Annotated in this window: 20 protein-coding genes; 11 read left to right on the top strand and 9 right to left on the bottom strand. The window is 65.4% G+C overall.

The features are described from left to right. Positions 1–178: 178 nt before the first annotated feature. Both CU_RS09110 and CU_RS09105 read right to left on the bottom strand, forming a co-directional pair. Positions 179–3,793 carry a (Fe-S)-binding protein gene (locus tag CU_RS09110; protein WP_012361052.1) on the bottom strand — a complete coding sequence of 1,205 codons (3,615 nt, stop codon included), beginning with the start codon at positions 3,791–3,793 and terminating at the stop codon, positions 179–181. Positions 3,794–4,010: 217 nt separating this feature from the next. After that, on the bottom strand, positions 4,011–4,952 hold the full coding sequence (locus CU_RS09105) for an alpha/beta hydrolase family protein (protein ID WP_012361051.1): 942 nt from the start codon (positions 4,950–4,952) through the stop codon (positions 4,011–4,013). 298 nt (positions 4,953–5,250) lie between these two features. On the opposite strand from CU_RS09105, the gene dnaK reads away from it, so the two are divergent. From dnaK to exaC, 3 genes are all read left to right on the top strand, one after another. After that, a complete protein-coding gene (gene dnaK, locus CU_RS09100; protein WP_012361050.1) occupies positions 5,251–7,104 on the top strand; it encodes a molecular chaperone DnaK in 1,854 nt (617 codons plus the stop codon). Further along, positions 7,104–7,766, top strand: coding sequence for a nucleotide exchange factor GrpE (gene grpE, locus CU_RS09095; RefSeq protein ID WP_012361049.1), 663 nt, complete (start codon positions 7,104–7,106; stop codon positions 7,764–7,766). Before dnaK ends, grpE begins: the two co-directional genes overlap by 1 nt. 299 nt (positions 7,767–8,065) lie before the next feature. Then, positions 8,066–9,586, top strand: a complete 1,521-nt coding sequence (exaC, locus tag CU_RS09090; protein WP_012361048.1) for an acetaldehyde dehydrogenase ExaC — start codon at positions 8,066–8,068, stop codon at positions 9,584–9,586. Between the two features lie 147 nt (positions 9,587–9,733). Here the strand turns inward: exaC and CU_RS09085 are convergent, their stop codons facing one another. After that, positions 9,734–10,705, bottom strand: a complete 972-nt coding sequence (locus CU_RS09085) for a hypothetical protein (protein WP_231837663.1) — start codon at positions 10,703–10,705, stop codon at positions 9,734–9,736. 204 nt (positions 10,706–10,909) lie between these two features. On the opposite strand from CU_RS09085, the gene dnaJ reads away from it, so the two are divergent. Then, entirely contained in the window at positions 10,910–12,115 is a 1,206-nt protein-coding gene (gene dnaJ, locus CU_RS09080; protein ID WP_012361046.1) for a molecular chaperone DnaJ, read from the top strand. A 26-nt stretch (positions 12,116–12,141) separates the two neighbouring features. Beyond that, positions 12,142–12,600, top strand: coding sequence for a heat shock protein transcriptional repressor HspR (locus CU_RS09075; RefSeq protein ID WP_012361045.1), 459 nt, complete (start codon positions 12,142–12,144; stop codon positions 12,598–12,600). Between the two features lie 86 nt (positions 12,601–12,686). Here the strand turns inward: CU_RS09075 and CU_RS09070 are convergent, their stop codons facing one another. From CU_RS09070 to CU_RS09060, 3 genes are all read right to left on the bottom strand, one after another. Then, positions 12,687–14,216, bottom strand: coding sequence for a basic amino acid/polyamine antiporter (locus CU_RS09070; RefSeq protein ID WP_012361044.1), 1,530 nt, complete (start codon positions 14,214–14,216; stop codon positions 12,687–12,689). A 72-nt stretch (positions 14,217–14,288) separates the two neighbouring features. Continuing rightward, on the bottom strand, positions 14,289–15,578 hold the full coding sequence (locus CU_RS09065) for an alpha/beta hydrolase (RefSeq protein WP_012361043.1): 1,290 nt from the start codon (positions 15,576–15,578) through the stop codon (positions 14,289–14,291). Further along, on the bottom strand, positions 15,578–16,135 hold the full coding sequence (locus tag CU_RS09060; protein WP_012361042.1) for a hypothetical protein: 558 nt from the start codon (positions 16,133–16,135) through the stop codon (positions 15,578–15,580). The genes CU_RS09065 and CU_RS09060 overlap by 1 nt, the downstream gene beginning before the upstream one ends. Positions 16,136–16,356: 221 nt before the next feature. Between CU_RS09060 and CU_RS09055 the strand changes: the two genes are divergently transcribed. After that, positions 16,357–17,262, top strand: a complete 906-nt coding sequence (locus tag CU_RS09055; protein WP_012361041.1) for a carbon-nitrogen hydrolase family protein — start codon at positions 16,357–16,359, stop codon at positions 17,260–17,262. A gap of 38 nt (positions 17,263–17,300) precedes the next feature. Here the strand turns inward: CU_RS09055 and CU_RS09050 are convergent, their stop codons facing one another. Next, positions 17,301–18,539: a flavohemoprotein gene (locus CU_RS09050; protein ID WP_012361040.1), complete on the bottom strand. Its 1,239-nt coding sequence runs from the start codon at positions 18,537–18,539 to the stop codon at positions 17,301–17,303. 262 nt (positions 18,540–18,801) lie between these two features. Between CU_RS09050 and clpB the strand changes: the two genes are divergently transcribed. Continuing rightward, entirely contained in the window at positions 18,802–21,384 is a 2,583-nt protein-coding gene (gene clpB, locus CU_RS09045; protein WP_012361039.1) for an ATP-dependent chaperone ClpB, read from the top strand. A 133-nt stretch (positions 21,385–21,517) separates the two neighbouring features. Here the strand turns inward: clpB and CU_RS09040 are convergent, their stop codons facing one another. Further along, positions 21,518–22,633: a hypothetical protein gene (locus tag CU_RS09040; protein ID WP_012361038.1), complete on the bottom strand. Its 1,116-nt coding sequence runs from the start codon at positions 22,631–22,633 to the stop codon at positions 21,518–21,520. Between the two features lie 165 nt (positions 22,634–22,798). Between CU_RS09040 and CU_RS09035 the strand changes: the two genes are divergently transcribed. The 3 genes from CU_RS09035 to CU_RS09025 are packed head-to-tail and all read left to right on the top strand — an operon-like array spanning position 22,799 to position 24,787. Next, positions 22,799–23,680 carry a sulfurtransferase gene (locus CU_RS09035; protein ID WP_012361037.1) on the top strand — a complete coding sequence of 294 codons (882 nt, stop codon included), beginning with the start codon at positions 22,799–22,801 and terminating at the stop codon, positions 23,678–23,680. Between the two features lie 11 nt (positions 23,681–23,691). Next, positions 23,692–24,270, top strand: coding sequence for a PTS sugar transporter subunit IIA (locus tag CU_RS09030; RefSeq protein WP_231837662.1), 579 nt, complete (start codon positions 23,692–23,694; stop codon positions 24,268–24,270). Positions 24,271–24,274: 4 nt separating this feature from the next. Further along, positions 24,275–24,787, top strand: a complete 513-nt coding sequence (locus CU_RS09025; protein WP_012361035.1) for a hypothetical protein — start codon at positions 24,275–24,277, stop codon at positions 24,785–24,787. Between the two features lie 29 nt (positions 24,788–24,816). Here the strand turns inward: CU_RS09025 and CU_RS09020 are convergent, their stop codons facing one another. Continuing rightward, complete coding sequence (locus CU_RS09020) at positions 24,817–25,686, bottom strand: SDR family oxidoreductase (protein WP_012361034.1); 870 nt, start codon at positions 25,684–25,686, stop codon at positions 24,817–24,819. A gap of 209 nt (positions 25,687–25,895) precedes the next feature. Between CU_RS09020 and CU_RS09015 the strand changes: the two genes are divergently transcribed. Next, positions 25,896–26,789, top strand: a complete 894-nt coding sequence (locus CU_RS09015; RefSeq protein WP_012361033.1) for a D-isomer specific 2-hydroxyacid dehydrogenase family protein — start codon at positions 25,896–25,898, stop codon at positions 26,787–26,789. Position 26,790 lies beyond the last annotated feature (1 nt).

The following is a 26,790-nucleotide window of genomic DNA, read 5'->3' as shown; positions in this document are numbered from 1 at the left end:
GGTGGTGGGGCGCTGGGGCTGACCGGCAGGTCCCGTTTTTAGCAGGGGCTGGAGTAGTCCGCGACGGACTGTTGCGTTTCAAAGGGGATTGCCGCGAGGCGGCGCATAGAAAGAACCGCACCTGCTGGGAAGCAGATGCGGTTCTTTAGGTCAGAGGGCCGTGCCTCTTGCCTGACCCTTAGGAGTTAGGAGCGCCTGGGGCACCCGGTGCGCCCGGGGTGTTGCGGGTCAGCTTGATGACCCCACCCTCGGTGGTCGCGCCACTGGCTGGCTTATCCGCTGCCGGAGCGGCGGGAGCCTCAGCGGCCTTCGGTGCTTCCTCGGCTGGGGTCTCTTCAGCGCCAGCCTCCTCGGCTGGAGCCTCGGCCTGCTCTTCGGCAGGTGCCTGCGGTGCTGCTGGCTGGGCCGGAGCAGCTGGCGCTGCAGCCTGTGGGGCAGCAGCCGGTGCAGCAGAAGCCGCTGGCGCGCCCGGTGCACCCGGAGCTCCCGGGGTGGAGGCGGCGAGCTTGATCACGCCTCCCTCCTCGGTTGCACCCGATGCTGGTGCAGCAGCCTGTGGTGCCTCAGCTGCCGGGGCAGTAGCCTCAGCTGGAGCCTCTGCCTGCTCGCTCTGCTCGGCTGCTGGGGCGGTCGGAGCCTCAGCTGGTTCAGCCGCTGGAGCTGCTGCAGGGGCAGCTGCCGCTGGTGCTGCGGCCGGCGCAGCCGGTGCACCCGGAGCGCCTGGTGCGCCCGGAGCGGTGCTGCCCAGCTTGATGGCGCCGGACTCGGTCTTCTCCGCAGCCGGTGCTGCTGCTGGCTTTTCAGCTGCAGCGGAGCCCTCGCTTGCCGGAGCCGCTGGAGCGGAGGCACCCGGGGCTGCTGGTGCGCCTGGAGCACCCGGAGCGGCAGGAGCCTTTGGCGCAGCTGGGGCGGAAGCGCCCGGAGCCGCCGGAGCACCCGGTGCGCCTGGAGCACCAGGAGCGCCCGGTGCAGCAGGAGCTGCTGGGGCCGATGGGGCACCTGCAGACGGTGCAGCAGGAGCCGCTGGAGCACCCGGAGCCGCTGGGGCACCTGGAGCTGCCGGAGCAGCAGGAGCCTTCGGTGCAGCTGGGGCGGAAGCGCCCGGAGCAGCAGGAGCTGCTGGAGCACCCGGGGCCGACGGTGCGGCCGGAGCAGCCGGAGCGCCTGCAGATGGTGCAGCAGGGGCCGACGGTGCGGCCGGAGCACCTGGTGCCGCTGGGGCAGCCGGGGCAGCCGGGACACCTGCAGCAGGAACGGTAGGAGCACCTGGTGCGGCCGGAGCAGAAGGAGCGGCCGGGGCACCACCAGGCGCAGCCGGAGCGGCGGCAGCGGCACCCGCGGTACCCGCAGCTGCAGCGCCACCGGCGGCAGCGGCAGCCGCCTTCTTCTTGTCCTCGGCAGCCTTGGCCTCAGCCTTGCGCTTCTTCTCCTCTTCAGCGCGGCGCTTCTCTTCCTCCGCAGCCTTACGCTCGGCCTCCTCGCGGGCCAGCTTCTCCTCATCGACCCAGCCACGCTCAGGGGCGGCCAGGAACTCAGGGGAGCGCGGTGCCGGCAGCTCGCCGTCGACCAGGATGGACTCGCGGAACATCTGAGCGATATCCAGAACCTGGGTGCGCTCGCTCTTGTCCTCGATGTCTGCCTGACGGTTGTTCACACCGTCGTTGATCATCGTCTTACAGAACGGGCAACCAATCGCAATGGCGTCCGCGCCGGTGGCCAGCGCCTCGTCGGTGCGGTTCAGGTTGATGCGGGAACCGAGGTCCTCCTCCATCCACATGCGGGCACCACCAGCACCACAGCAGAAGCCGGTGTTGCGGTTGCGCGGCATCTCGGTGAGCTCAGCACCGGAGGCGCCGATCAGTTCACGCGGCGCGTCGAAGACCTTGTTGTGACGGCCCAGGAAGCACGGGTCGTGGTAGGTCACGGTACGGCTGGAGGACGGCGTGTTCACCGGCTCCAGGTAGCCCTTCTGAACCAGCTTGTTCAGCAGCTGGGTGTGGTGGATGACCTCGTAGTTACCGCCCATCTCTGGGTACTCGTTACGCAGAGAGTTGAAGCAGTGAGCACAGGTGACCACGATCTTGCGCTGCTTCGGCGGCACGCCCTCGAAGGCGTTGTCCAGGACCTCAATGTTCTGCTCAGCCAGCATCTGGAAGAGGAACTCGTTACCGGCGCGACGGGCGGAGTCACCCGTGCAGCCCTCGTTCTCACCCAGGACGGCGAACTTCACACCAGCGGTGTACAGCAGCTCGGCGACCGCGCGGGTCGTCTTGGTGGCGTTGTCGTCGTAGACGCCGGCACAACCGACCCAGAACAGGTACTCGGTGTCGTCGAAGTTCTCGATGTCCTCGCCGAAGACCGGCACCTCGATGCCGTCGGCCTTCGCCTTCTGGATCCAGTCGGAGCGCTGGTTGTTGTTCTGGCCCCAAGGGTTGCCCTTGGTCTCCATGTTCTTGAACAGGCCACCCAGCTCGGTCGGGAACTCGGACTCAGCCAGCACCTTGTAGCGGCGCATGTCGACGATGTGGTCGATGTGCTCGATGTCCACCGGGCACTGCTCGACACAGGCGCCACAGTTGGTGCAGGACCACAGGACGTCCGGGTCGATAACACCCATCTCGCCCTCGGCGACCAGCTGCAGCAGCGGCATATCGGCGTGCGCTTCGGCTGCCGGATCCGCCTCGGTGGCGTCACCGGTGAACAGGCCGCCACCGGTAGGGGCGGAGGCCTTCTCCAGCAGGTACGGGGCAGAAGAGACTGCGTGGTCGCGCAGGTCCATGATGAGCTTCTTCGGGCTCAGCGGCTTCTCCGTGTTCCACGCCGGGCACTGCTCCTGGCAGCGGCCACACTCGGTACAGGAGGTGAAGTCCATCCAGCCCTTCCAGGTGAAGTCCTCGATGGAGCCGGCGCCGATGTTATCCGTGTCCGGGTCGGCGTTTTCCATAGTCAGGATGCGACCCTGGGAAGTCATCGGCTTCGCCGCGCCGAGCGCGTTACGGCCGTCGGAGTTGCGCTTCAGGAAGATGTTGAAGAACGCCATGAAGCGGTGCCATGCGACACCCCAGGTGATGTTCTGACCCACGATGAACAGCCAGACCATGCCAGAGAGCAGCTTGATCAGCGCGAAGACGGAGACCATCAGCGGGGACTCCGGCAGGATCTTCGCGATCTGCATCGTCAGGAAGTCGGTGGCGACGTGGCCACCCTCGTAGCTGGCGAAGGTGGCGATCTTGCCGGCCTTCACGAACATCATGCCCAGGCCCTCAAGGAGGACCACGATCTCGACGAAGTACGCGGCCTTGGCGTTGGAGCCGTAGAAGCGTGCCTTGCGCTCCTTATCGCCGATGTTCTGGCGGATGATGATCAGGGCGATGATGCCCAGCGTGGTGCCGATACCCAGGATCTCGTCAACGAAGTGGTAGACGGCCCAGTTGCCGATGATCGGCCAGCCGCCCTCGGGGTTGAAGGTCTGGATGTAGGCCTCGAACCAGACCAGTGAGCCCAGGAGGAAGCCCACCATGACGAACCAGTGGGCGATAGCGACCCCAGGCTTCTTGGCCATCTTCGTGTGGCCCAGGATTTCCTTGATCAGGTTGCCGAGGCGGGCGCCCGGGTTATCCGTGCGCTTCAGCGCTGGCTGGCCCAAGCGGATCGTCTTGAAGATCTGCAGGGCACCGCGGAGGAAGAAAATCCAGGCTGGGATGGAGAGCAGTGCGCCAATGATCCCCAGGGGAACCGTGACATTCCACGGAATGTCAGTGCTTGTCGCCTGCCCTGCTGCAAGCAGGTACATAGAGTACTCCTTTATAAGCCAGTCTCGGATGAGCTGGATACCTATAATTCCGTTACTTTATGCGTACGTTAGCAGCTTAACCGCAGGTATATACACTTTTTCGGCCCCGCCCCGGGGGTGAAATAAGCAATAGAAATGTTGCGTAATTTGTGTCCTGGCTCACGAATCAGCGCTCTACCACTAGTGATGCAGAACACAGGGTCATTGGCGTCGCGGTTTAGCTCTCCTGCCCCTGCGCGATGCGGATCATCTGACGGCGGTCGCGACGGCCCTCGCTCGTCCGGTGTAGGTGGTACATGTAGACCGTTCCCTCGACGCGCGTGACGTTTACCGCCACGTCCGCGTTCTTCAGATCCTTCTCGAGTCGGCGCGCGTCCCGCATTGGCTGGCTGTGACCGCCGACAAAGATGTGGAAGGCGGAGCCTGCCCACTGGCGCCACTCCTGGCGTCCCATGACGCCGGGGTTGACCTTCGCGTTATTGAGCTGGCCGCCGGCCCAGCGATGGGAGACCTCTTTGAGGTAGGACGCCACTTTGCCCGTGTGTTCCTGTTGCCAGCCGCTGGCCACGAGGTCGTACCAGGGGTCGGCGAGGATGACGTTGGAGGGGCATGCGTCCGGCAGGAATGCCAGCAGGCTGCCGAGGGCGAGTGCGGAACCGGAACCATCGGCGATGATCGTGATGTTTTCCGCCCCGTGCTCCTTCAGTAGATCCTGGTAGGCCCGGCGCACCAAGGGGACGGCTTCCCGGGCGGTGTAGTCCGGGAGTCGACCAGAAAGTGGGATATCGACGCGCAGGCCTGCGTCCACGAGGTCGGTGACGAAGCGCCAGGCGGCGGTTGGCATGTAGTCGGAGAAGTCGCCACCCGGGATATAGAGGACGGCACGCTTGGCGGTCTGTTGGGGTGTGAGCTCGTCGAGGGCTGGCGCGTTCGGGTCGTACTCCTGCGCCTCGGCGGACTGGGAGTCTCCGAAGACCATCTGGGTGATGGAGAAAATGGGAAAGCCTGCGTGATAGCGCTCGAAGACGGCATAGTGCTGGCGCACCTCGTGGGGTGGATCCGGCACGATGGCAGTCTTCCGGGCGATGCCGGTTTGCTTTTTGGCGCGCTGAACGCGCGGGTCTGGGAAGAGTGCGGCGATGTGCATCGACAGGCTCATGACTGTTTAGCCTAGTCTGTCCTGCGAAAATCATGGAAGCTGAGCGCATTGCACTCAACTTGGCTTGACCGGGAATGAAATCTTTGGATACTTGGTTACAGAAGTTGAGGCGCTGGCGCTCATGCAGGGTCTCCGAGGCCACCGAAGGGCTCAAAATAACTGAAAATCGCTGGTTTTCGGAGAAATTTAAAAGATTTTCCGAATGCTGGGAATAAAACTTGAGTCTAGGGCGCTAAGGCTTAGTGAGAGGCTCGCAAGGGCCAGCACATAAAACCCACAACAAAAAGGAGAAAAGACAATGGGACGCGCAGTAGGTATTGACCTGGGAACCACGAACTCTGTGGTGTCGGTGCTCGAGGGTGGCGAGGCAACCGTTATCGCCAACTCCGAGGGCGCACGCACCACGCCTTCCGTCGTAGCCTTCGCTAAGAACGGCGAGGTTCTGGTCGGTCAGTCCGCAAAGAACCAGGCGGTCACCAACGTTGACCGCACCATCAGCTCCGTCAAGCGCCACATCGGCAACGACAGCTGGAACGTCGAAATCGACGACAAGAAGTACACCGCACAGGAGATCTCCGCACGCACGCTGATGAAGCTGAAGCGCGACGCCGAGTCCTACCTGGGCGAGGACGTCACCGACGCGGTCATCACCGTGCCGGCTTACTTCAACGACTCCCAGCGCCAGGCAACCAAGGACGCCGGCCAGATCGCAGGCCTGAACGTCCTGCGTATCGTCAACGAGCCGACTGCCGCAGCACTGGCATACGGCCTGGAGAAGGGCGACAAGGAGCAGACCATCCTGGTCTTCGACCTCGGTGGCGGTACTTTCGACGTCTCCCTCCTGGAGATCGGCGACGGTGTCGTCGAGGTCCGTGCAACCTCCGGTGACAACAAGCTCGGCGGTGACGACTGGGACCAGGCGATCGTCGACTGGTTGGTCGAGAAGTTCAAGAACGCCAACGGCATCGACCTGACCAAGGACAAGATGGCCCTGCAGCGCCTCCGCGAGGCCGCTGAGAAGGCGAAGATCGAGCTCTCCAGCTCCCAGCAGGCAAGCATCAACCTGCCGTACATCACCGTCGACGGCGACAAGAACCCGCTGTTCCTGGACGAGACGCTGAGCCGTACCGAGTTCCAGCGCATCACCCAGGACCTGCTGGACCGCACCAAGAAGCCTTTCCAGGCCGTCCTCAAGGACGCCGACGTCGATATCAACGAGATTGAGCACGTCGTCCTGGTCGGTGGTTCCACCCGCATGCCAGCCGTGACCGACCTGGTCAAGGAGCTGACCGGCGGCAAGGAGCCGAACAAGGGCGTGAATCCGGACGAGGTTGTCGCTGTCGGTGCGGCGCTGCAGGCTGGTGTTCTGCGCGGTGAGGTTAAGGACGTCCTCCTGCTCGACGTCACCCCGCTGTCCCTCGGTATCGAGACCAAGGGTGGCGTGATGACCAAGCTCATCGAGCGCAACACCACCATCCCGACGAAGCGTTCCGAGACCTTCACCACGGCTGAGGACAATCAGCCTTCCGTGCAGATCCAGGTGTTCCAGGGTGAGCGCGAGATGGCGCAGCACAACAAGCTGCTCGGCTCCTTCGAGCTCGGCGGTATCGCTCCGGCCCCGCGCGGTGTCCCGCAGATCGAGGTGACCTTCGACATCGACGCCAACGGCATCGTGCACGTCACCGCGAAGGATAAGGGCACTGGCAAGGAGAACACGATCAAGATCCAGGATGGCTCCGGCCTCTCCCAGGACGAGATCGACCAGATGATCAAGGACGCCGAGGCTCACGCTGAGGAGGACAAGAAGCGCCGCGAGGAGCAGGAAGTCCGTAACTCCGCAGAGTCCACCGTCTACCAGACCCGCAAGTTCGTCGAGGACAACAAGGACAAGGTCTCCGAGGACATCCAGAACAAGGTCGAGGAGGCAGCCAAGGCTGTCGACGAGGCCCTGAAGGGTGAGGATATCGAGGCCATCAAGGACGCCATGGAGAAGCTCTCCGCGGAGTCCCAGGAGATGGGTAAGGCCATCTACGAGTCCGAGGCAGCCCAGGCTGGCGAGGCAGGCGGCGCTGAGGATGCAGGCTCCGAGGATCCGAACGTCGTCGACGCTGAGGTTGTCGACGAGGACGACAGCGAGGATGAGAAGAAGTAATGACGAACGCACACACCTCCGGCGAGATGCCGGATAACCCAGGTGATCCGGCGGTCACTGACCCAGAGGCGGATGCGGCCGTCGACAATGCCGGCGAGGTGCCGGGCGAATCCCCCGAAGCGGCCGTGAAGGCCCAGGAGGACGCCCAGCGCGACGCCGCCGAGGTAGCAGCCGACGACGCTGCGGCCGACCTGGCCGACGGCGACGAGACGGTCGATCCTTCGTTGGACCCGGAGGCTGCCGCCAACCCGGCCGAGGCTGAGCTGGCTGAGCGCACCGAGGATCTGAAGCGGGTCACCGCCGAGTACGCCAACTACCGTCGCCGCGCTGAACGCGACCGGGAGGCAGCGGTGGAGGCAGCCAAGGCTGGCCTGGCCACGGACCTCCTGCCGATCCTGGACGACCTGGATCTGGCCGCCGAGCACGGCGACCTGACCGGGCCGCTCAAGGCGATGTCCGACAAGCTGAACACGGTTCTGCGCGGGGCCAAGGTTGAGGTCTTCGGCGCCGAGGGTGATGCTTTCGACCCGGAGCTTCACGAGGCCGTGCAGGACATGTCCTCTGGCGACGAGAAGGCTGTCGGTACCGTGCTCCGCAAGGGCTACCGCATGGGGGAGCGAGTGCTCCGCCACGCGATGGTTGTCATCGCGGATCCGCAGTAATAACCGCGGTATAAGACCCGGCACTCATTCGGGGGCCGGGTCTTTTGCTGTCTATGGTCCGGATCTACTTCGGCCAGCGCCAAAGCAGCCTCACGGCTCTAATAAAACTCCTCTCCTGCGACGGTGTTCCGGTGGTGAATCAAGGCTTTATAAGGGAGGGTGAACTAAGGGTGGGAGCTGGGGCGAGGTTGATCGATTAAGGGAAAACGCGAAAAGGGAAGAAAAACAGTGGCATACTTTGCTGTCCAAATGTAAAGTGTCTCACAAGCTCATCTGAGCTCAACCAGAAAGGGCAGTACATGACTATTTATGCGAACCCAGGGACCGAAGGTTCGATCGTCAACTTCCGTGAGCGTTACGACAACTTCATCGGCGGCGAGTGGATCCCGCCAGTCGATGGTGAGTACCTGGACAATGTCACCCCCGTCACCGGTGAAGTGTTTTGTCAGGTGGCCCGCGGCAAGGCTGCAGACATCGAGCTCGCGCTCGACGCGGCGCACAAGGCAGCGCCAGCCTGGGGCAAGACCTCCCCAGCCGAGCGTGCCCTGATCCTGCACCGCATCGCCGACCGTATCGAGGAGAACCTCGAGGAAATCGCCGTCGCGGATACCTGGGATAACGGTAAGGCAGTCCGCGAAACCCTCGCCGCAGACATTCCCCTGGCCGTCGACCACTTCCGCTACTTCGCCGGTGCCCTGCGCGCCCAGGAGGGAAGGCTCTCCCAGATCGACGACGACACCGTCGCCTATCACTTCAACGAGCCACTGGGTGTCGTGGGGCAGATCATCCCATGGAACTTCCCAATCCTCATGGCCGCCTGGAAGATCGCACCGGCGTTGGCTGCCGGTAACGCCATCGTCCTGAAGCCGGCGGAGCAGACCCCGGCCTCCCTGCTGTACTTGGTCGAAAAGATCGCAGACCTGCTGCCTGATGGCGTCCTGAATATCGTTAACGGACTCGGCTCGGAAGCCGGTGCTGCCCTGTCCGGCTCCAAGCGCATCGCCAAGATCGCCTTCACCGGCTCCACCGAGGTCGGCCGCATCATCAACAAGGTCGCAGCCGAGCGGATCATCCCCGTCACCCTGGAGCTGGGTGGCAAGTCCCCATCCCTGTTCTTCCCGGACATTATGGATAAGAAGGACGCATTCTTCGATAAGGCTCTCGAGGGCTTCGCGATGTTTGCCCTGAATCAGGGAGAGGTCTGCACCTGCCCGTCCCGCGCGCTGGTCCACGAGTCCATTGCTGACGAGTTCCTCGAGCTCGGCGTGAAGCGCGTGAACGCCATCAAGAAGGGCAACCCGCTGGACACCGAAACCCAGATGGGTGCGCAGGCCTCCCGTGAGCAGATGGACAAAATCTGCTCCTACCTGGAGATCGGTCCGAAGGAGGGGGCCGAAACCCTCACCGGCGGTAACGTCAACAAGATCGAGGGGCTGGAGAACGGCTACTACATCGAGCCGACCGTCTTTAAGGGCACCAATGACATGCGGATCTTCCAGGAGGAGATCTTCGGCCCGGTGCTGTCCGTGGTGACCTTCAAGGACTACGACGAGGCCATCCGTATCGCTAACGACACGAACTACGGCCTGGGCGCCGGCGTGTGGGCCCGTAGCGGCAACATCGCCTACCGTGCCGGCCGTGACATCCAGGCGGGTCGCGTGTGGGTGAACCAGTACCACAATTACCCAGCTCACGCCGCGTTCGGTGGCTACAAGGAGTCCGGTATTGGCCGCGAGAACCACCTGATGATGCTGTCTCACTACCAGCACACCAAGAACCTGCTCGTCTCCTACTCGGAGAACGCCACGGGCCTGTTCTAGGTCGGTTTTGCTAGAGCCCTTGGCTCGAAGGAAGGCCCCCGCCGTTGGGCGGGGCCTTTCGCGTTTCTGATTTACTTGGGTCGGACGGGGTGCTGCGCGCGGGGCGCCTAGTTTTCTGTGCACCACCGGCAGGCCTGGGGTTTGGTGCTAGAGACCTGGCCCGCCTGGGCCCGGGTCGCCCGGGCCACCGAAGCCGAAACCGCCATCGCCGTCCAGGCCATCGCTAATCCGGCCCATCAGATAGGGGGTGGGCTTGACTTGGATCTCCACCTGGCGATCCTTATCGCCCCACACGACGTCCGTGAACGTGGTGACTTCACCCATGTGCAGCAGGTGCAGCCGCGGGCTGATCTGGCCCGGCTTCGAGCTGTACTGCTCCGCCGCCATCGTCGCCATCAGTCCGATCGAGCCCATGAGGTCGTTGCCATTGGTGACCTCGCGCGCCAGTGTCAGGTGGCGGTGAGGGCTGGCGAAAATGATGCCCGAGCTCAAGTCCACATCAGGGCGATAGCGGGCGAAAAGCTCTTCCAGGAACAGCGGGGCGGAGCCGGCATAGTAGGAGCTGGACTCGATGCACCACACCATCTCCGGGTCCTGCCCGCCATCGTGAGGCAGCACGCCCGAATCCGAACGCACCTCCCGGAAGTGCAGGTCGGACTCAATGAGGTCCTGCCATAGGTTCCGGTAGCCCATGCGGTAGAGATGTTCCACCAGGCCGCGGTCATCGAGGTCGCGCTCCGTGAGCGCTCGAATCCCGCCGGGGCGGTCCAGGCAGAGGCGCACGATGAGGTCATCGGCGTAGGGGCGGACGGGGGAGTCCTTATCGAACTGGAAAGCACCCTTCGGTGCCACGCCCAGCTCCTTCTTCACCGGGGCCAGGCGCACGCGCATCGCGGCATAAAAATCTGCATCGCGCATCTGGGAGACCGGGATCTCGGAGGGGGCCTGCGGGACGTTATCCTGCGGGGCCGCGGGGGAGCCATCCGTCTCGCCGTTGAGGCTCGCGGCGTCCGGGGAAGGTGCGGTATCGGGCTGCTGAACCGGGGTGCTGTCCGCACCGCTGGCGGCGGCAGGCTGGCCGAAGAGCCGTTCAAACCAATTGGGCTTCCGAGGGGTCATAGCCTCCAGCCTAACCGTTCGGGCGGAAAACCCCAGAAGAAGGAATACTTTGCCCGCAGAATCGTTGAGGCAGAATGGAAGCGCAAAGTTCAGCGCGGTAGACTCAAGGTTGAGTTCCGTGGCGTGCCCTGAGCAGCTCCAAACGGCACCGCCCATAACCGCAAAAATTTAGAAAACAGCAGATTAGAACGAAGGCAGAAGACAATGAACCGTGAATGGATAGACAAGGATTATTACAAAGACCTCGGCGTGAGTGAAAGCGCCAGCGCTGAGGAGATTAAGAAGGCCTACCGCAAGATCGCGCGGGACAACCACCCGGATAAACACCCTGGGGATACCGCGGCCGAGAACCGCTTTAAGGCAGCCTCCGAGGCCTACTCCGTCGTGGGTGATAAGGAGAAGCGCAAGGAATACGACGAGCTGAAGTCCATGGTCGCCTCCGGCGGCATGGGTGGCGGCTTTAGCGGTGCCCCAGGCGGCTTTAGCGGCTTCGGCGGCGGCGGCCGATTCAGCGGCTTTAGCGGTGGCACCGGGATGGGCGAGGAATTCAACATCTCGGACATCTTCGGCGACGTCTTCGGTGGTGCAAGCGGCGGCGGAGGCGGCGGCTTTAGCAGCTTCAGCGGCGGTGGCGGGCGGCGCCAGCGCAAACGCAGCCGGGGCGCGGACGTAGAAACCGAGATCACCCTCGAATTCCGGGAAGCCACCAAGGGCGTGACCGTGCCCATCCGGCTCACCAGCGCGGCCCCCTGCACCAACTGCCACGGCTCTGGCGCGAAGCCTGGCACCAGCCCGCGCACCTGCGGGACCTGTAGCGGCAACGGGCTGGTCTCCGAGGACCGGGGCGCGTTCGGATTCTCCCGGCCTTGCCCGGACTGCTCCGGCACCGGCACCCGCATCGAGGACCCGTGCCCGGACTGCTCCGGCACCGGCCAGCAGCACCGCCCGCGCACCATCACCGTCCGCGTCCCAGCCGGCGTGGTCGACGGGCAGAAGGTCCGCCTGGCAGGTCAGGGTGCCGCGGGCGAACGTGGCAAGCCCTCCGGCGACCTCTTCGTCACCGTCCACGTTAAGCCCGACAAGGTCTTCACCCGAAGCGGCGACGACCTGCAGCTCACCGTCCCGGTCAGCTACACCGAACTCGTCCTCGGTGGGGCGGTCACCGTCCCGACCCTGGACTCGAAGGTGCGCGTCCGCATCCCACAGGGCACCGCGGACGGCACGACCCTCCGGGTGCGGGGACGCGGCGTCCACAAACGCAACGGCAACAGCGGCGACCTGCTGGTCACCGTAAAGGTGGAGATTCCGAGCAACCTCGACGAAGGCGCGATGAGCGCCCTGCGCAGTTACGCCGAAGAGGAGAAGCGCTCCGGCTTCGACCCTCGTGCCAACTGGGCCGGTCGGGACTAAGAGCCAGGAAGTGGAGGTGAAAGCCAATGTCTGAGGCAAGCAAGAAGCAGGGCCCGAACGAGCAGGCCGGGCCGGAGGCCGGTACGGCCGGGGTCAGAAGCAAGGGGGAGGAGCAGGAGGTCTTCGTGATCTCCGTGGCCGCCGAGATCACCGGCATGCACGCCCAAACCCTGCGCACCTACGACCGCATGGGGTTGGTCACCCCACAGCGCACCCGTGGCGGCGGGCGGCGCTATTCCCGGGACGATATCGCCCAGCTGCTGGAGATCCAGCGGCTCTCCCACGAGGAGGGCGTGAACCTCGCGGGCATCCAGCGCATCATCGAGCTGGAGGAACGGTTGCAGGCTGCACAGCAGGAAAACGCGGTGCTGCGCCAGCAGCTGGCCAATGCGCGCGGCGAATCGCGGGGCCGCAGCCGCGGCGAGATCGTGCACGTGCCGCGCTCCACCGCGGTGGTGCTGTGGGAGCAGCGGCGCAAGCGCTAGCGGTATGGCTAGCCAGCCTGCCAGTGAGACGTTTCAGGCCCGCTCCCTACCTTGGGGTAGCGGGCCTGAAGTTCATTATTGGCGGTTTAGAGCGCAATCTCCCCGGTGAGGATGAGCCAGAGCCCCGCAATAGAAGAAACAGTCACAATAGCAGCGATGAGCCACTCGAAGGCATTGAAGATCCGCTCGTTCGCGGAGATGCGGGTGAAGATGTAGATGATCATGCCCGGCATCACCAGCAGCGTGCCCAGCAGCACGAAACGTAGGTCGGCGGCGTAGAGCAGCCACAGCGAGTAAATGAACGCCACCCCGCCCAGTACGAGGTGAATCCGGTTGGTGGACTTCGGGATCTCCGGGCCGGAGAGGTTGAACAGGCGGCCGGCATCCGGGTGAGCGATGCCCGCGCCGCGGGTGGCCAGGAACAGCAGGTACAGCGAGCTGAAGACGTAAGGCAGCAAGTAGAGCGAGGTCGCCAGCTGCACCATCGTGGAGTACGTGGACTCGTTGAGGTAGAAGATCACGATGAACACCTGGATGATCAGCGCGGAGAACAGCTGGGCGGTGACCGGGGCGCCCTTCGGGTTCGTCTTACCAACGAACTTCGGCAGCAGGCCATCCTGGGCCATCAGCATGATCGGCTCGGCGCACAGCATCTGCCAAGAGACGTAGGCGCCCAGCACGCTGATGCACAGGCCGATGGAGATCAGGCCCGCGCCCCACGGTCCGACGACGAGTTCCAGGACCTCCGCCATCGAGTTATCGCCCATCGCGGCGAGCTCCTCGCGGCTGGCCACGCCGAAGGACAGGAAGCTGACGAGCACCAGCAGCAGGAAGACGACGAGGAAGCCCAGCAGGGTGGCGAGGGAGACGTCCTTGCGGTGGCGCGCCCGCTTGGAATAGGTGGACGCACCCTCCACGCCGATGAACGCCCAGACGGTGAAGAGCATCATGCCCTTAACCTGGTCGGTCAGGGTGCTGACCTGGTTGCCGTCCTCACCAAACGTAGCGGCCTGACCCCAGAAGTCCGTTGTGAGGACCTCCGGCTTGAAGCCCACGAAGGCAACCAGCACGAGGAAAGCGATGATCGGCAGGATCTTCGCGACCGTGGCGACCACGTTCATGATCGCCGCCTGGCGCACGCCGCGCGAGAGCACCAGGAAGATCGTCCAGGTCAGTGCGGAGACCGCGAGGGACTGAACGAAGGGGTGATCGCCACCGAAGATGGGGAAGAAGAAGCCCAGCGAGCTGAAGAATAGGGTCGCATAGCCCACCTGGGCGATGATCGTGCCCAGCCAATAACCCCACGCCGAGGCGAAACCAATGAAGTCACCCAGCCCGGCGCGCACGTAGCTGTACACGCCCGAGTCGAGGTGCGGCTTGCGCTGCGCGAGGGCCTGGAAGACATAGGCCACACACAGCATGCCGAGGCCGGTGATGATCCAGCCGATCATCGCCGCGCCTGGGGAGGCCACCAGCGCGATGTTCTGCGGCATGGCGAAGATGCCGGCGCCCACAGCGCTGCCAATGATCAAACTGACAAGGGTGCCAAGCCGGACGGTGCGCGGATCGTCGGCGACCAGGACCTCCGGGGTGGACGGCTGAGCGTTAGTCTTCATCTTTCGTAGGCTACAGCGAAGAAAGCAGTGACGCGAATAAACGCGAAAAGGGGGTATCCCCAGGTGAGGCGCCTATTCGCGCAGGGCTTCCACCACCGCCGGATCGTTGTAATAAGCGCTGTGGGAACCAGTCTCTCCGCCAGCGGCCAGCCGCGCGTCGTCGACCCGGTCGATCCCGTACTCCAATAGCCGAGAAATGCCAGCACGCTCGCCACTGCCGCCCGGCTTCAGGAGGTCATCGGCCCCGAAAAGTGGGGAGGTGGGGTCGGCTCCGTGGATGCCCTGGTTCTTCGGCAACACGGCGGCGGGGTCGTACGCCAGCTTCCCGAGGGTGGCGGCGGAGCTGATGTTTTCGATGAGGTCGCCGGGTTCGGTGTAGGCCTCGACCCGCGCGCCGGGGTTGAGCCGTAGCTCGCTGGCGTGGTTGACGGGGACGCCGGGGCTGCCGAGGAAGGTGACCCGGTCGGCGTCGAGGTGGCCGTCGGCCGCGCCCTGGCCGACGACAACGGAACCGTAGCTATAGCCGCTGACGTGCAATGTGGCGTCGGGGTTGATCCGGCGCAGGCTGTCCTGGAAGGCCCGCAGCCGGGCCCCACCCGTGGTGGCGAGCTCCCCGCTGGCACCGCTGATCAGGTTGCTGGGGGCATGGTAGCCGTTCCAGGACACCACCGCGACTTTCTCCCCGGCGAGCTGTTGGGCGAAGCGCACTTGCTTGGCTTTGGCGGCCTCCCCGCGGGAGCCCACCCCGCCGACGAGGGTGATGACCCGCTCTGCGCTGGCCACATCGCCGACCACGGTCGCGGTGCCATAAGGCAGGTTGATGCTCTGGGCGGGCATCACAGCCGCCCCACCCGGTTCGGCCCCACCCCAGCCCACCACGGGGACCGGGCGGACATGGGAGGCCAGTGCCTCGACGGCGGAACCAGCCGCAGCGTCGACCGTCCGCACCAGCGTGAGCGCGGATTGCGCGATGCCGGTCAGCGTTCCGGCGACGGGCTGAAGTGCGGGAATCGCCGTGTGCGCCACGCCAGCACTGTCGATGTGGATCATGGGCTCAACCCAGCGCAGCGCCTTGAGGATCCCCTGGGCGATCTGCAGTGTCCGGGCGTAGCCGCTAGTCGAGGTGCCGCATAGGCCGGCTGCCCAGCCCGTGGAGTCCGCCTGCGTGAGAGCGGTGCTCAGCCGGTGGTGTGCCGCGTCCGCCGCTGCGCCCTGCCACACCTCCGGTTCGGTCATTCCCAGCCCCCGGCACTGTGCGGCGAGTTCGGAGATGTGCTCGCCGGCATCCGACCAGGTACGCGCCTGTTCCACGATCTCGCCGGTGGCGGCGTGCTCCACCGCGGGAACCGTCACGCCGCTCATCACGACTCACCTCCACCGGTCGGCGCCAGGCACCGCGCAGCCACCGAATCGGCTGCGGTGTTGGCGTCCTTAAAAGACGAGATATCGGCGCACATCTGCTGCCACTGCTCCAGCTGGGAGCGCAGGGCGGTGGGAATGGCGGCGTTGGCATGCGCCACGGCCGCGCCCATGCGTGGACCAGGGCCCGGTGACAACCCCGGGCTGAGCCTTCCTGCCTGGTCGGAAGTTTGTGCATGCAGCTTCTTGCTGGACATGAGGACGTGCTCCAGGGCGATGGGGTCGAGATGAAGGACGTCGCCGTAGTCCAGCTGCGTGCTGCTGCTCACTGCGTCGTGCGGGGCATCGGACTGGCCGTCGGGTTCGGGGGAGGAGAGCCCGCGCAGGCTGCCTTCCACCTGGTCTGTGAGTTCTGCGTGATTGGTGAGCCCCAACCGGGCGCGTTCGGCGCCCGCCTGCGCAACATCCTCGGCGGTCTGGGCCGCCGTGCTGGATACTGTGTCTCCGATGCGACCGAGGATGTGCTCGATCCCCGGTGCGAGCGTGGTGGTCTCTGGCATTCTTCCCCCTCGTGTGTGGTGGCCTGGTGGCGGGGCTAATCGCCGCCGGCGGCCGGTGCGTTTAGGAAAACACCGCGGGCGGCGCTGCGGAATCCAGTGCGGAGCCAGCGGTAGTTTCTGTGGACAGCCGCGCCGGGGATATCCACAGTGGCCACAGCCGCGCCCAGGTCTAATCCCCACGAGCGCCAGCGCCGGGTGTGGTTTCTCGTTACCCTGGTGGCATGCGAATTTCCGTGATCCAGATGAGCGCCCAGCCGGATGTCGAGGCGAATCTCGCCCTCATCCGGAAGTACATCGCTGGCTCCGCGCAAAACGGCGCTGACCTCGTGGTTTTCCCTGAGGCCGCGATGTTCCCCTTCGATGCTGGGCGCCTCGACACGGTCGCCCAACCCCTCGACGGCCCCTTCGGTCGGGCCATCAAGGCCACCGCGGAGGAGCATGGGATCGTCGCCGTCGTGGGCATGTTCACCCCGGCGGATACGGTTTTCCGGCTGCCCAATGGGGAGCTATCCACCGAGCGCCCGGGGGATAGCGGTGGCATCCAGGAGTTCCGCCGCGTGACCAACACCCTGCTGGTTGCGGGGCCGGGAATCTTCGCGGGCTACGACAAGATCCACTGCTTCGACGCCTTCGGCCACCAGGAATCCGCCACCGTGCGCCCCGGGAACCGTCGCGTTACTTTCGAGCTCAATGGCGTGAAGATCGGCCTGGCCACCTGCTACGACATTCGTTTCCCCGGCCACTTCATCGCCCTGGCGCAGTCCGGCGCGAAGGTCATCGTCGTGCCCACCAGTTGGGCAGATGGGCCAGGCAAGCTCGATCAGTGGCGCGCGCTGACCTCCGCCCGGGCCCTGGACTCCAGCTCCTACCTCGTGGCCGCTGGCATGGCCCGACCTGGCAGCCCCGAGGATTACGGCAAGCCAGAAGGCCCCACCGGTGTCGGGCACTCCGTGGTGGTGAGCCCGCAGGGGGCCAAGCTCGCGGAGACCGGCTACGCCGCCCAGGTGCTGACGGTGGATATCGACCCGAATTCCGTGGACCACGTCCGCAAGGGCCTGCCGATCCTCGGCGGCCACAACCTCGACCGCGAGATCACCGAGACGATCCACATCGAGCCAGAGGATTAGCCCCAGAGGGTTAGGCTCAGAGGATTAGCCCCAGAGGACTAGCCCCGATCCACGCTGAGCTGGCTGGGGTCCGCGCCCGCTGCCAGCAGCGCATCCACGCTCGCGGTGACCTGCGCGTCATTCCCGGCGACGAGCACCCGGGCATCCTGCCACGCGCCGTCCCGGATGGCGGCGTTGACGGCATGGCCGACCCGCAGCAGCCCATCGAGCTCCGCCGACGTCCCCGTCAGTTCCTCGATCCCGGCTGCCTCCGCGGCCACGGGCACTACTCGCAGCCAGTCCCAGGCGCGCGCAAAGCCCAGCAAGCTGGGCAGCTCGTAGAATTCGGCGACGCTATCGGCTCCGACATACAGCGCGGTCTCCGGAGGCTCGGGCTGTTGCGCGATCTCCAGCAATAGGGCCCGCAGCGGAGCCAGGCCCGTGTCCTGCGCGACCATGCACACCGGGCGCTCGTCCTCGGCAGCCACGCTGAGGAAGCCATAGTTCGCCCCGAGTACCCACTGATCCCCGACCTGGGCCTCCGCGAGGATCGCGCGGCGGGCGGCGCTATCCCCACGCACGTGGAACTCAATCAGTCCGTCCGGGTTGGCAGGCGTGGCGGGGTGCAGGTACTGCCACTGCTTTTCGCCGTAAGGGGTGCGGACGTCGAGGTACTGCCCGGTCCACCAGGGTTGCGGTGAGCTTTCCTGGACGCGAATGACGCCGATCGCGGGACGCCCGGCGGCCTCGTCTCCGGGGTAGGCTTCCGCCACGTCGAGGACCTCGGCCGTGCGCGTCGCGGTTGCGGTGCTGCGCTGGGCGCCGAGGGCGAGCAGGTGGCAGGTCAGGTTTGCGGCATCCTCCAGCGTGGCCTGCGCTTGCTCGTCCAGAGTGGGGACGTCGGCCCCCGCTTGGCCGAGCGCGCGGGCGAGCGCACCGTAGTGCTCGGCCTCCAGCCCGTGCTTGCGGAGGTCGTGGCCGAGGGCAATCAGGAAATCGGCTTCCTTCTGGGGGTATTCGCCGGTGTAGTTCCCAGGGTGCTCGGCCAGTCCCAGGCTGGTGAGCAGCGGCCGGAGGCCACGGGCTAGGAGGGGCTGATCTGGTTTCAGATCCGACCATGCGGTCAGGGTGGCGTCCGGAGACTCTCCGGTGCGCAGCGGCTGCGCTGTGGGCGCGGGCGCGGGTGCTTCAGCGTCGAGGATGTCGCGGACTCGTGCGCTCAGCGGGCCGAGTTGATTGAGGATGGGGGAGAGCAGGTCAATGGAGCCGCGGTCGCTGGGTGCTGCGTGGCGTGACATTGAGTGGGGCTCCCTTCCTGGGCAGCTGCTGCGGGTGTGCGGCGAGCTGTGATGCGGGCTTATTGTCCCACGATCTTGGCTCCAAGGCCATCATCGTGGGCTGTGCGGCGCGGGCGGGATGGGGAGGGGTAGAAAGTGGGCTGTAGTGATCGGAAAAAAATTTTAGGTTGAGTGGAATAGACTCAAGGCTAGCGTGGTTGAGTCTAGTGAACTCAATTAGGATAGGTAGCAACAAACCTCACCACAGAAAGGTCACAAGATCATGAGCTCCTTCACCCCAACCACCATGACCCGCGAAGCAATGCAGACCGCCCTTCAGGACGCGTCGAACCGCGGGAACCCGGACATCCGCCCCGGCCACCTGCTGGTGGCCCTGCTCGAGCAGCAGGACTCCATTACCCAGCCGATCCTCACCGCAGCTGGCGTCAACGCCGACGCAGTGCGGACCCAGGCGAAGTCCCTCGTGGAGGGTTACCCCACCGCGCAGGGCTCCGGCATGGCCAATCCGCAGTTCAACCGCGACGCCCTGAACGCCATGACGGCCGCCCAGGAACTCGCTGGGGAACTCGGTGACACTTACGTCTCCACCGAGGTGCTGCTCACCGGTATCGCTAAGGGCAACTCGGACGCCGCGACGATTCTGCACAACCTGGGTGGCACTTTTGACGCCCTGCGTGGCGCTTTCGAAAGCGTGCGTGGCAACCGCAAGGTCACCACCGAAGAGCCGGAGGGCCAGTTCCAGGCCCTCGAGAAGTACTCCACCGACCTCACCGCCGCCGCCCGCGCCGGGAAGATCGACCCGGTCATCGGCCGCGACCAGGAGATCCGCCGCGTGGTCCAAGTGCTATCGAGGCGCACGAAAAATAACCCCGTGCTCATCGGCGAACCGGGCGTGGGTAAGACCGCGATCGTCGAGGGACTGGCCCGCCGCATCGTCGCGGGCGACGTCCCCGAATCCCTGAAGGGTAAGAAGCTGGTCTCCCTCGACCTGGGCGCGATGCTCGCGGGCGCGAAGTACCGCGGCGAGTTCGAGGAGCGCCTGAAGGCCGTCCTCGACGAGATCAAGGAAGCCGACGGCGAGATCGTCACCTTCATCGACGAGCTGCACACCATCGTCGGCGCTGGCGCCGGCGGCGACTCTGCGATGGATGCCGGCAACATGATCAAGCCGCTGCTCGCCCGCGGTGAGCTGCGCCTGGTCGGTGCGACCACCCTGGACGAGTACCGCCAGCACATTGAGAAGGACCCGGCCCTGGAGCGCCGCTTCCAGCAGGTCTACGTCGGCGAGCCGACCCCGGAGGATACCATCGGTATCCTCCGTGGGCTCAAGGAACGCTACGAGGTGCACCACGGTGTCCGCATCCAGGACTCCGCCCTGGTCGCCGCCGCCAGCCTCTCGGATCGCTACATCACCAGCCGCTTCCTGCCGGATAAGGCCATCGACCTGGTCGACGAGGCTGCCTCCCGCCTGCGCATGGAGATCGACTCCCGACCGGAGGAGATCGACAACGCCGAGCGCATCGTCCGCCGCCTCGAGATCGAGGAGATGGCCCTGGCCAAGGAGACTGACGCCGCCTCCAAGGACCGTCTCGAGCGCCTGCGCTCGGAGCTGGCCGATGAGAAGGAGAAGCTCGCCGGCCTGACCGCCCGCTGGGAGAATGAGAAGTCCAGCATCGACTCGCTGCGCGGAATCAAGGAGGAGCTCGACGCCCTGCGCCGGGACTCCGAGATCGCGGAGCGCGACGGCGACTACGCCAAGGTCGCTGAGCTGCGCTACGGCCGCATCCCGGACGTCGAACGGCGCCTGGAGGAGGCAGAGCAGGCCCAGGCCAAGGCGCAGGCCGGCAACCAGGAGATGATGCTCACCGAGGAAGTCACCCCGGACACCATCGCCGAGGTCGTCTCCGCGTGGACCGGCATCCCGGCCGGCAAGATGCTGCAGGGAGAAACCGAGAAGCTGCTGGAGATGGAGAGCGTCCTGGCAGGTCGCGTCGTCGGCCAGAAGGATGCAGTCAACGCGGTCTCCGACGCCGTGCGCCGCGCGCGTGCCGGCGTGGCCGACCCGAACCGTCCGACCGGCTCCTTCCTCTTCCTCGGCCCCACGGGCGTGGGTAAGACGGAGCTGGCCAAGGCGCTGGCGGAGTTCCTCTTCGACGACGAGCACGCGATGGTCCGCATCGACATGTCCGAGTTCGGCGAGAAGCACTCCGTCGCCCGCCTGGTCGGTGCCCCTCCGGGATACGTCGGTTACGACCAGGGCGGACAGCTGACCGAGGCGGTGCGCCGTCGCCCGTACACGGTCGTGCTCTTCGACGAGGTGGAGAAGGCCCACCCGGACGTCTTCGACATCCTGCTGCAGGTTCTCGACGAGGGCCGCCTGACTGATGGCCAGGGACGGACGGTGGACTTCCGCAACACGATGCTGATCCTGACGTCCAACCTGGGCGCCGGCGGTAACCACGAGCAGATCATGGACGCGGTGAAGGCCCACTTCAAGCCGGAGTTCATCAACCGCCTGGATGACGTGCTGATCTTTGACCCGCTGTCCGAGGAGCAGCTGGAGCACATCGTGGACATCCAGATCGGCGGGCTGGCGGATCGCCTGGCCTCCCGCCGCCTCACCCTGGATGTCTCCCCGGAGGCGAAGGCTTGGCTGGCCAAGCGTGGCTATGACCCGGCCTACGGTGCCCGCCCGCTGCGCAGGCTGATCCAGAAGGCCATCGGCGATGCTCTGGCCAAGGAGCTGCTCTCCGGCGCGATTCGGGACGGCGATACCGTCCGTGTGGACGTGGACCCGCACGAGGTCGAGGGCGTGGACAGCCTCTGGATTCACCGCGGCGAGTAAGCGCTCCCGCCTGGGGTGGGTGAGATTCTCGCCCCAGCAAAGCCCAAGGCCCGGCGGCCACTCAGGAGGTGCTGAGTGTCGCCGGGCCTTTGCCTCTGCTCGCTGCGTTTATGCAGGGCGCGAAACGAGAGGCCTAGTAGTTCGACTTATAGACGGCCCTCGGGAGGCGCTGGGAATCCAGCTCGCCGCCGTCAGCCGCGATCACGCGCAGGGTCTTGCCGTCGATCACGATGGTATTCGGCGCGGCGGGGACTCGGAACTTGCCGCGGGCCACGTCCGCGGAAGCCATGTCGACGTCCTCCTCGTATCCCATCCCGTCGCTGTAGCCGCGGTAGTAGTAGCGGCCGTTGTCCGGGTTCTCGCAGATCGAGACGTAGGTGGAGCCGTTGGTCGCTGCATATACCCACTCGTCGGTGGAGTTGCACTGGGCGTTTCTGCTGACCGTCCAGCCGTCGGAGCGCAGTCCGGAGGGGTAGTCGGATGGCGACGAGACCGCCTTCGGGCCGTTGGAATCTTCCGGCTCGGAGGTCTCGGTGTCCTCGTCTTCGTCCTCGTCGTCTTCCTTGGCGGTCGTCTCCTCGGAGGAGGTTTCGTCCTCATACTCCGTCTCATAGACGGTGACTGGTTCCTCGCTGGAGCCGCCGTCCTTGGAGCCCGCGAGGAACCACCACAGTCCGCCGCCGATCAGCGCGAGGATCAGGAGGACGATGAGCGCGATCAGCCAGCCCTTGCCCGACTTCTTCTCCGGGGCTTGCTGATAAGAGCCCTGCTGGGGCGGCCCCGGGGCATAAGTCTGCTGGTAGCCGCCTTGCTGGTATCCACCCTGCTGATAAGGGCCTTGCTGATAGCCCTGTCCGTTCGGCGGCCCCTGCTGGAAACCTTGCTGATAGGGGCTTTGCTGGTACGGGCCCTGCTGGAAGCCCTGACCATAGCCCGCCGCTCCAGCCGCCCCGCCGGCCGACGCTGCGCCCCGCTGGTAGTTCGGCGGTTGCGGCGAGTTCGCGAGCCCGGCCCAGTCCTCCTCCGGGTTCGACGAACGCAGGTCCGGGTCGGTGCTCTCCTTCCCCGAGTTCCGCGGCGCGTTGGGGGACGTTGGCGTGGGCTGGCCGGCATTGGGCTGGCTTGCACTGGGCTGCTCCGCGCCGGGCCGATTCTGTGCCCACGGATTATCCGAAGGCTGATTCCATGGGTTCTCCGCCTGGCCGTCACCGGAGTGAGACGGCTTCTTCTCCCACGGGTTCTCAGACATCCACTGCTCCAGTCTTTGAAGGGTAGAAAGCTAACCTAAAAAGCATATAAGAAAGCGCGCCTGAGCGGGGAATAGACCCCAATAGAGGATGCTTCCACGGGGCCCTGCGGGGGCGAGGCTGAGTAATGGAAACCTCAGTCGCGCACAATCTCTAGGATGGTGACCATGAGCCAAGCAACTTCCCGGCGCGTGCACGATACCTTCTCCAAGATCCCGGGCCCATTCATCAGCGGTGAGCAGCTTTATGAGGCCTATCGCCTCGGCGAGCGCATGACCATCATCGACTCCCACTGGGCCAAGACCGAGAACAGCGCGTGGGAAGCCTACGTGGGCCAGCACCTGCCAGGGGCGATGTTCTGTAACCCCCTCCAACACCTGGCCGGCACCCCCTCCCGGGCGCGGGGCCGCAACCCCATGCCGGGCCTGGCCGCCCTGCAACGCAGTTTCTACAACTGGGGCATCACGGAGGGCCGCCCCGTCGTCATCTATGACGCCGGGCGCAACATTTATGCTGCTCGCGCCTGGTGGATCCTGCGCTGGGCTGGCGTCGAGAACGTGAAGATCCTGAACGGCGGAACTTCCCAGTGGGAGGAGGCGGGCGGCGACGTCGCCGGTGGCATCGGTGCTCTCCGAGGGCGCGGGGACTTCAAGATCCGACCCCGCTCCATGCCGGAGCTGTATATCGACGAGATCGACGTCTGGTGCCGCGACCGAATGCTGGTCGACTGCCGTGACCCGGAGCGCTTCCGCGGTGTTCGGGAGCCCTTCGACCACCAGGCAGGTCACATTCCGAGCGCTGTGAACATCCCCGTGGCCTCCCTGCTGGATGAGGAGGGCAAGGTCCTGGGTGGGGCCCGGCTGCGCGAGATCTTCGCGAGCCACGGCATCGATGAGAACACTGAGCTGACTGTGCATTCCGGATCCGGGCTGGACTCCGCCCTGTTCCTGGCTGCGATGGAGGAGGCGGGCCTTCCCGTCGGGCGGCACTTCGTGGGTGGTTGGTCACAATGGTCCGCCTCCTCCTCCCGCAAGATCGCGCGCGGTTAAGCTGGGGAAGCATGACAGACGGGCACGATTTTGAAGACCTCGGCAGCGAGGGGGATGTCGGCGCCGCAGGCTTCGGCGCTGCCGACGTGGATGCCGTCGCTACAGGCCGCGGGGGAGCTCCGGGGGCCGAGCGCACTCCAGTGGGCGCGCCACTCGCCGGAACGACCGCGCCGCTGAATGCGGTGCCGCACCCCGTGTTCGCCTCCGGCTCCGCAGGCGCAGGCGTGGCTGTGATCCCAGACCCCGATAAGGAGATCGTGGAGGTACAGTCCCCGGTCGCCGGAACCATCGTGCGGATGCAGCCCCACATGTTCGTCGTGGAGCTGGAGGACGAGAGTGCCCGCATGCTGGTGCAGATGGGCATCGACACTGATCAGCTCAACGGGCAGGGCTTCGCGACCCGCTGGGCCGAGGGCTCAACCGTGCAGGCGGGAACCCCGGTGGTCACCTACGCGCCCAAAGAGGTCGGCCGCCTCGGCTACGATCCGATCGTGCTGGTGTTGGCGCTATCCCACGGGTCGGGGGAGATCGAGTTTCCCGTCGCACTGAGCGGCCCGTGCGCCGCGCAAGACGAGCTGTTTAGGGTCTAGACACATGGCACGGCGCCTCTTGAACCTCGTCGCGATGCTGTGGATGCTCACCGCGTTGACGGGCTTTCCGCAGTTGCTGGACACCGACGTGCTGCGCCGGGTGGCGACCTTTTACTTCCTGGGGCTGTTCGCGCTGCAGATCATCCCGTTGGTGATGACCTACAACGGCAGCTTCGGCCACCGGCTCCACCCGATCAACGTGGCCTATATGTCGCTAGCCTCGCTCGGGCTGGTCGGCAGCGTGATGCTGGCGATCGTGTTCGGGGTACACGGCGGCCCGGCGGTCACCATCCTCGCGGGCGCGCTGCTGTTCATGGGGGTCGTCGGTGCGACGGTGCTCGCGCTCTTTGCCCGCCCGTGGCGCGATTGGGCCTTCAAACAGCGCGAGAGTGAATATTTGGAGCGGATGAACCATCGCTTGGACGTGCGCACGGAGGTGCGCTCCCAGCTGCACTCTGCTTTTGGAGAGAAGACTTCTGGGGACGAGGGCGGCAGGAAACCCGGCGAGGAGGATTAACCCGCTGCCCCGGGTTTTGCCCGCAGGTGTCAGAGGCCGTGCTTGGCGCGCATGATGCGCAACATCGTCTCCCGCGGCACGAGTCGCTGCAGGATATACGGCACCGGCGCCAGGGAGCCCCGGGCGTACACCGCACGCGGGCGGGCTTCTGCCACCACGGTGCCCACCAGCTCCGCGACGTCCTCGGCGCTGATTCCCTTGGCCTCGTTGTCGTTGAGGGTGTCGAGCATCCGGTGGAAGTCCCGCGAGTACGGGCCTGCGTCGTCGACGTAGATGGTGCGCCGCGAACTGAGCCCCGTGGAGATCGCGCCGGGCTCCACGGTGGAAATGCCGACCCCGAACGGCGAAAGCTCGCTGCGGGCAGAGTCGGCGAAGCTGCGGATCGCGGCCTTCGAGGCCACGTAGCTGCCCCGGTAACTCAGCGGGAAACTCCCCAACCTGGACCCGATCATGACGATGCGACCGAAACCCTGCTCGCGCATCGCCGGCAGGAACTTCTGGGTGAGTTCCACGTGCCCGATGACGTTGACCTGGAACAGCCGCTCCAGCGCCTCCCGGGGTAGTTCCTCCAGTGGGCCGTTCTGGCTCTCGCCTGCATTGTTGACGAGCACGCCCGGCGCGCCAAGTGCCAGGACGTCCTCGGCGAAAGTCTCAATAGAGGCCGGATCTGCGAGGTCTAAGGCTAGGTACTCCACATGCGGTACCGGATCGGTGAGCGTGGCCGGGTTACGTGTGGTTCCGACCACCCGGAATCCGGCTGCCACGAAGCGGGCTGCGACCGCCTTGCCGATCCCGCTGCTCGCGCCGGTCACGACTGCGAGGCTGCCGTCTGGGACCTGGGGGAGGGCAGGCGGAAGGAACCAGGAGCTGAGGGAACTGGGAATAGTATTTTTAGCCACAAAATGACCATAGTCTGAAAATGCCCCTTCCGGTTGAGATTGCGTTGCTTCTGGCCTGCCGCTAGTGGTGGTCTGCCCTGCCCTAATGATGGGCGGTGCCCTGCTGGGGGTGTGTTGCCACCAGGCGCCGGGAACCGCCGGGGGTCCGGTGAGGATTCCCACGATTGGGGTTGTGCGCTCCCCATTGCCAGATTCCCTAGGGTGGGGCCATGAAGTTTTACATGCCACGTCCCTGGGACGAGACGATTGCAGATATTGAACGCGTTGGCCACGAACATGTGGGGCTTGAGGAAGCTGAGGTCTATATCAATACAGATCCGCGCCCTGACCGTATCCCGGAGATGCCCGCGAATATCCAGTGGGTGCAGCATTGCTACACCGGCGTCGATCAACTCATTGAGGCTGGCGTCATCACCGCGGACGGACTGCCGTGGTGCAATGCGGCCGGGGCATTTGCCGAACCCGTCGCTGAGGCCGCGCTCGCGCTCATGCTTTCTGCCGCGCATCACCACAAAGCCTTTGCCCAGGCTGCGACGTGGGACGTCGCGCGGGAGCTCGACAAAACCCAGGCGTGGCTCTACGCGCAGGGCCGGCCGCGGGAGGTGGCGATCGTGGGTGCTGGAGGCATCGGCAAGCGGTTGGCGCAATTGCTGCGACCGTTTGATGTCAACCTCACGGAGGTCACGCGAACCGGTCCCGTGACGCTGAAGGATGTGGAGTGGGACCGGTTCGACTTCGTCGTATCGACTCTGCCGCTCACCTCGGAGACAGCTGGTTTCTTCAACGTGGAACTCTTCGCGGCGATGAAGGACTCAGCGGTATTTGTCAACGTGGGGCGCGGGGGGACTGTGGTCACCGACGACCTCGTGGCGGCGCTGCGCGACGGCCAGCTCGCTGCGGCGGGCCTTGAGGTCGTGGATCCGGAGCCGCTGCCCGACGGGCACCCGCTCTACGCGCTGCCCAACTGCGTGATGACCCCGCACATGGCGGCGTCCAAGCACGTGGCGACGTTCCACATGGGAAAGATTTTTAACGAGAACGCGGCGGCGTGGGAGGCGGGCGAGCCCATGCCCACCCGCGTCAATGCCACCGCGGGATACTAAG

The organism is Corynebacterium urealyticum DSM 7109 (assembly GCF_000069945.1).
Classification (GTDB): domain Bacteria; phylum Actinomycetota; class Actinomycetes; order Mycobacteriales; family Mycobacteriaceae; genus Corynebacterium; species Corynebacterium urealyticum.
This window is presented reverse-complemented; position numbering and strand designations above follow the sequence as displayed.

What these genes read in the sequence shown, in the direction of transcription:
- CU_RS09110 (WP_012361052.1), bottom strand. Translation starts at nt 3,793, where the DNA reads ATGTACCTGCTTGCAGCAGGGCAGGCGACAAGCACTGACATTCCGTGG.
- CU_RS09105 (WP_012361051.1), bottom strand. Translation starts at nt 4,952, where the DNA reads ATGAGCCTGTCGATGCACATCGCCGCACTCTTCCCAGACCCGCGCGTT.
- dnaK (WP_012361050.1), top strand. Translation starts at nt 5,251, where the DNA reads ATGGGACGCGCAGTAGGTATTGACCTGGGAACCACGAACTCTGTGGTG.
- grpE (WP_012361049.1), top strand. Translation starts at nt 7,104, where the DNA reads ATGACGAACGCACACACCTCCGGCGAGATGCCGGATAACCCAGGTGAT.
- exaC (WP_012361048.1), top strand. Translation starts at nt 8,066, where the DNA reads ATGACTATTTATGCGAACCCAGGGACCGAAGGTTCGATCGTCAACTTC.
- CU_RS09085 (WP_231837663.1), bottom strand. Translation starts at nt 10,705, where the DNA reads ATGACCCCTCGGAAGCCCAATTGGTTTGAACGGCTCTTCGGCCAGCCT.
- dnaJ (WP_012361046.1), top strand. Translation starts at nt 10,910, where the DNA reads ATGAACCGTGAATGGATAGACAAGGATTATTACAAAGACCTCGGCGTG.
- CU_RS09075 (WP_012361045.1), top strand. Translation starts at nt 12,142, where the DNA reads ATGTCTGAGGCAAGCAAGAAGCAGGGCCCGAACGAGCAGGCCGGGCCG.
- CU_RS09070 (WP_012361044.1), bottom strand. Translation starts at nt 14,216, where the DNA reads ATGAAGACTAACGCTCAGCCGTCCACCCCGGAGGTCCTGGTCGCCGAC.
- CU_RS09065 (WP_012361043.1), bottom strand. Translation starts at nt 15,578, where the DNA reads ATGAGCGGCGTGACGGTTCCCGCGGTGGAGCACGCCGCCACCGGCGAG.
- CU_RS09060 (WP_012361042.1), bottom strand. Translation starts at nt 16,135, where the DNA reads ATGCCAGAGACCACCACGCTCGCACCGGGGATCGAGCACATCCTCGGT.
- CU_RS09055 (WP_012361041.1), top strand. Translation starts at nt 16,357, where the DNA reads ATGCGAATTTCCGTGATCCAGATGAGCGCCCAGCCGGATGTCGAGGCG.
- CU_RS09050 (WP_012361040.1), bottom strand. Translation starts at nt 18,539, where the DNA reads ATGTCACGCCACGCAGCACCCAGCGACCGCGGCTCCATTGACCTGCTC.
- clpB (WP_012361039.1), top strand. Translation starts at nt 18,802, where the DNA reads ATGAGCTCCTTCACCCCAACCACCATGACCCGCGAAGCAATGCAGACC.
- CU_RS09040 (WP_012361038.1), bottom strand. Translation starts at nt 22,633, where the DNA reads ATGTCTGAGAACCCGTGGGAGAAGAAGCCGTCTCACTCCGGTGACGGC.
- CU_RS09035 (WP_012361037.1), top strand. Translation starts at nt 22,799, where the DNA reads ATGAGCCAAGCAACTTCCCGGCGCGTGCACGATACCTTCTCCAAGATC.
- CU_RS09030 (WP_231837662.1), top strand. Translation starts at nt 23,692, where the DNA reads ATGACAGACGGGCACGATTTTGAAGACCTCGGCAGCGAGGGGGATGTC.
- CU_RS09025 (WP_012361035.1), top strand. Translation starts at nt 24,275, where the DNA reads ATGGCACGGCGCCTCTTGAACCTCGTCGCGATGCTGTGGATGCTCACC.
- CU_RS09015 (WP_012361033.1), top strand. Translation starts at nt 25,896, where the DNA reads ATGAAGTTTTACATGCCACGTCCCTGGGACGAGACGATTGCAGATATT.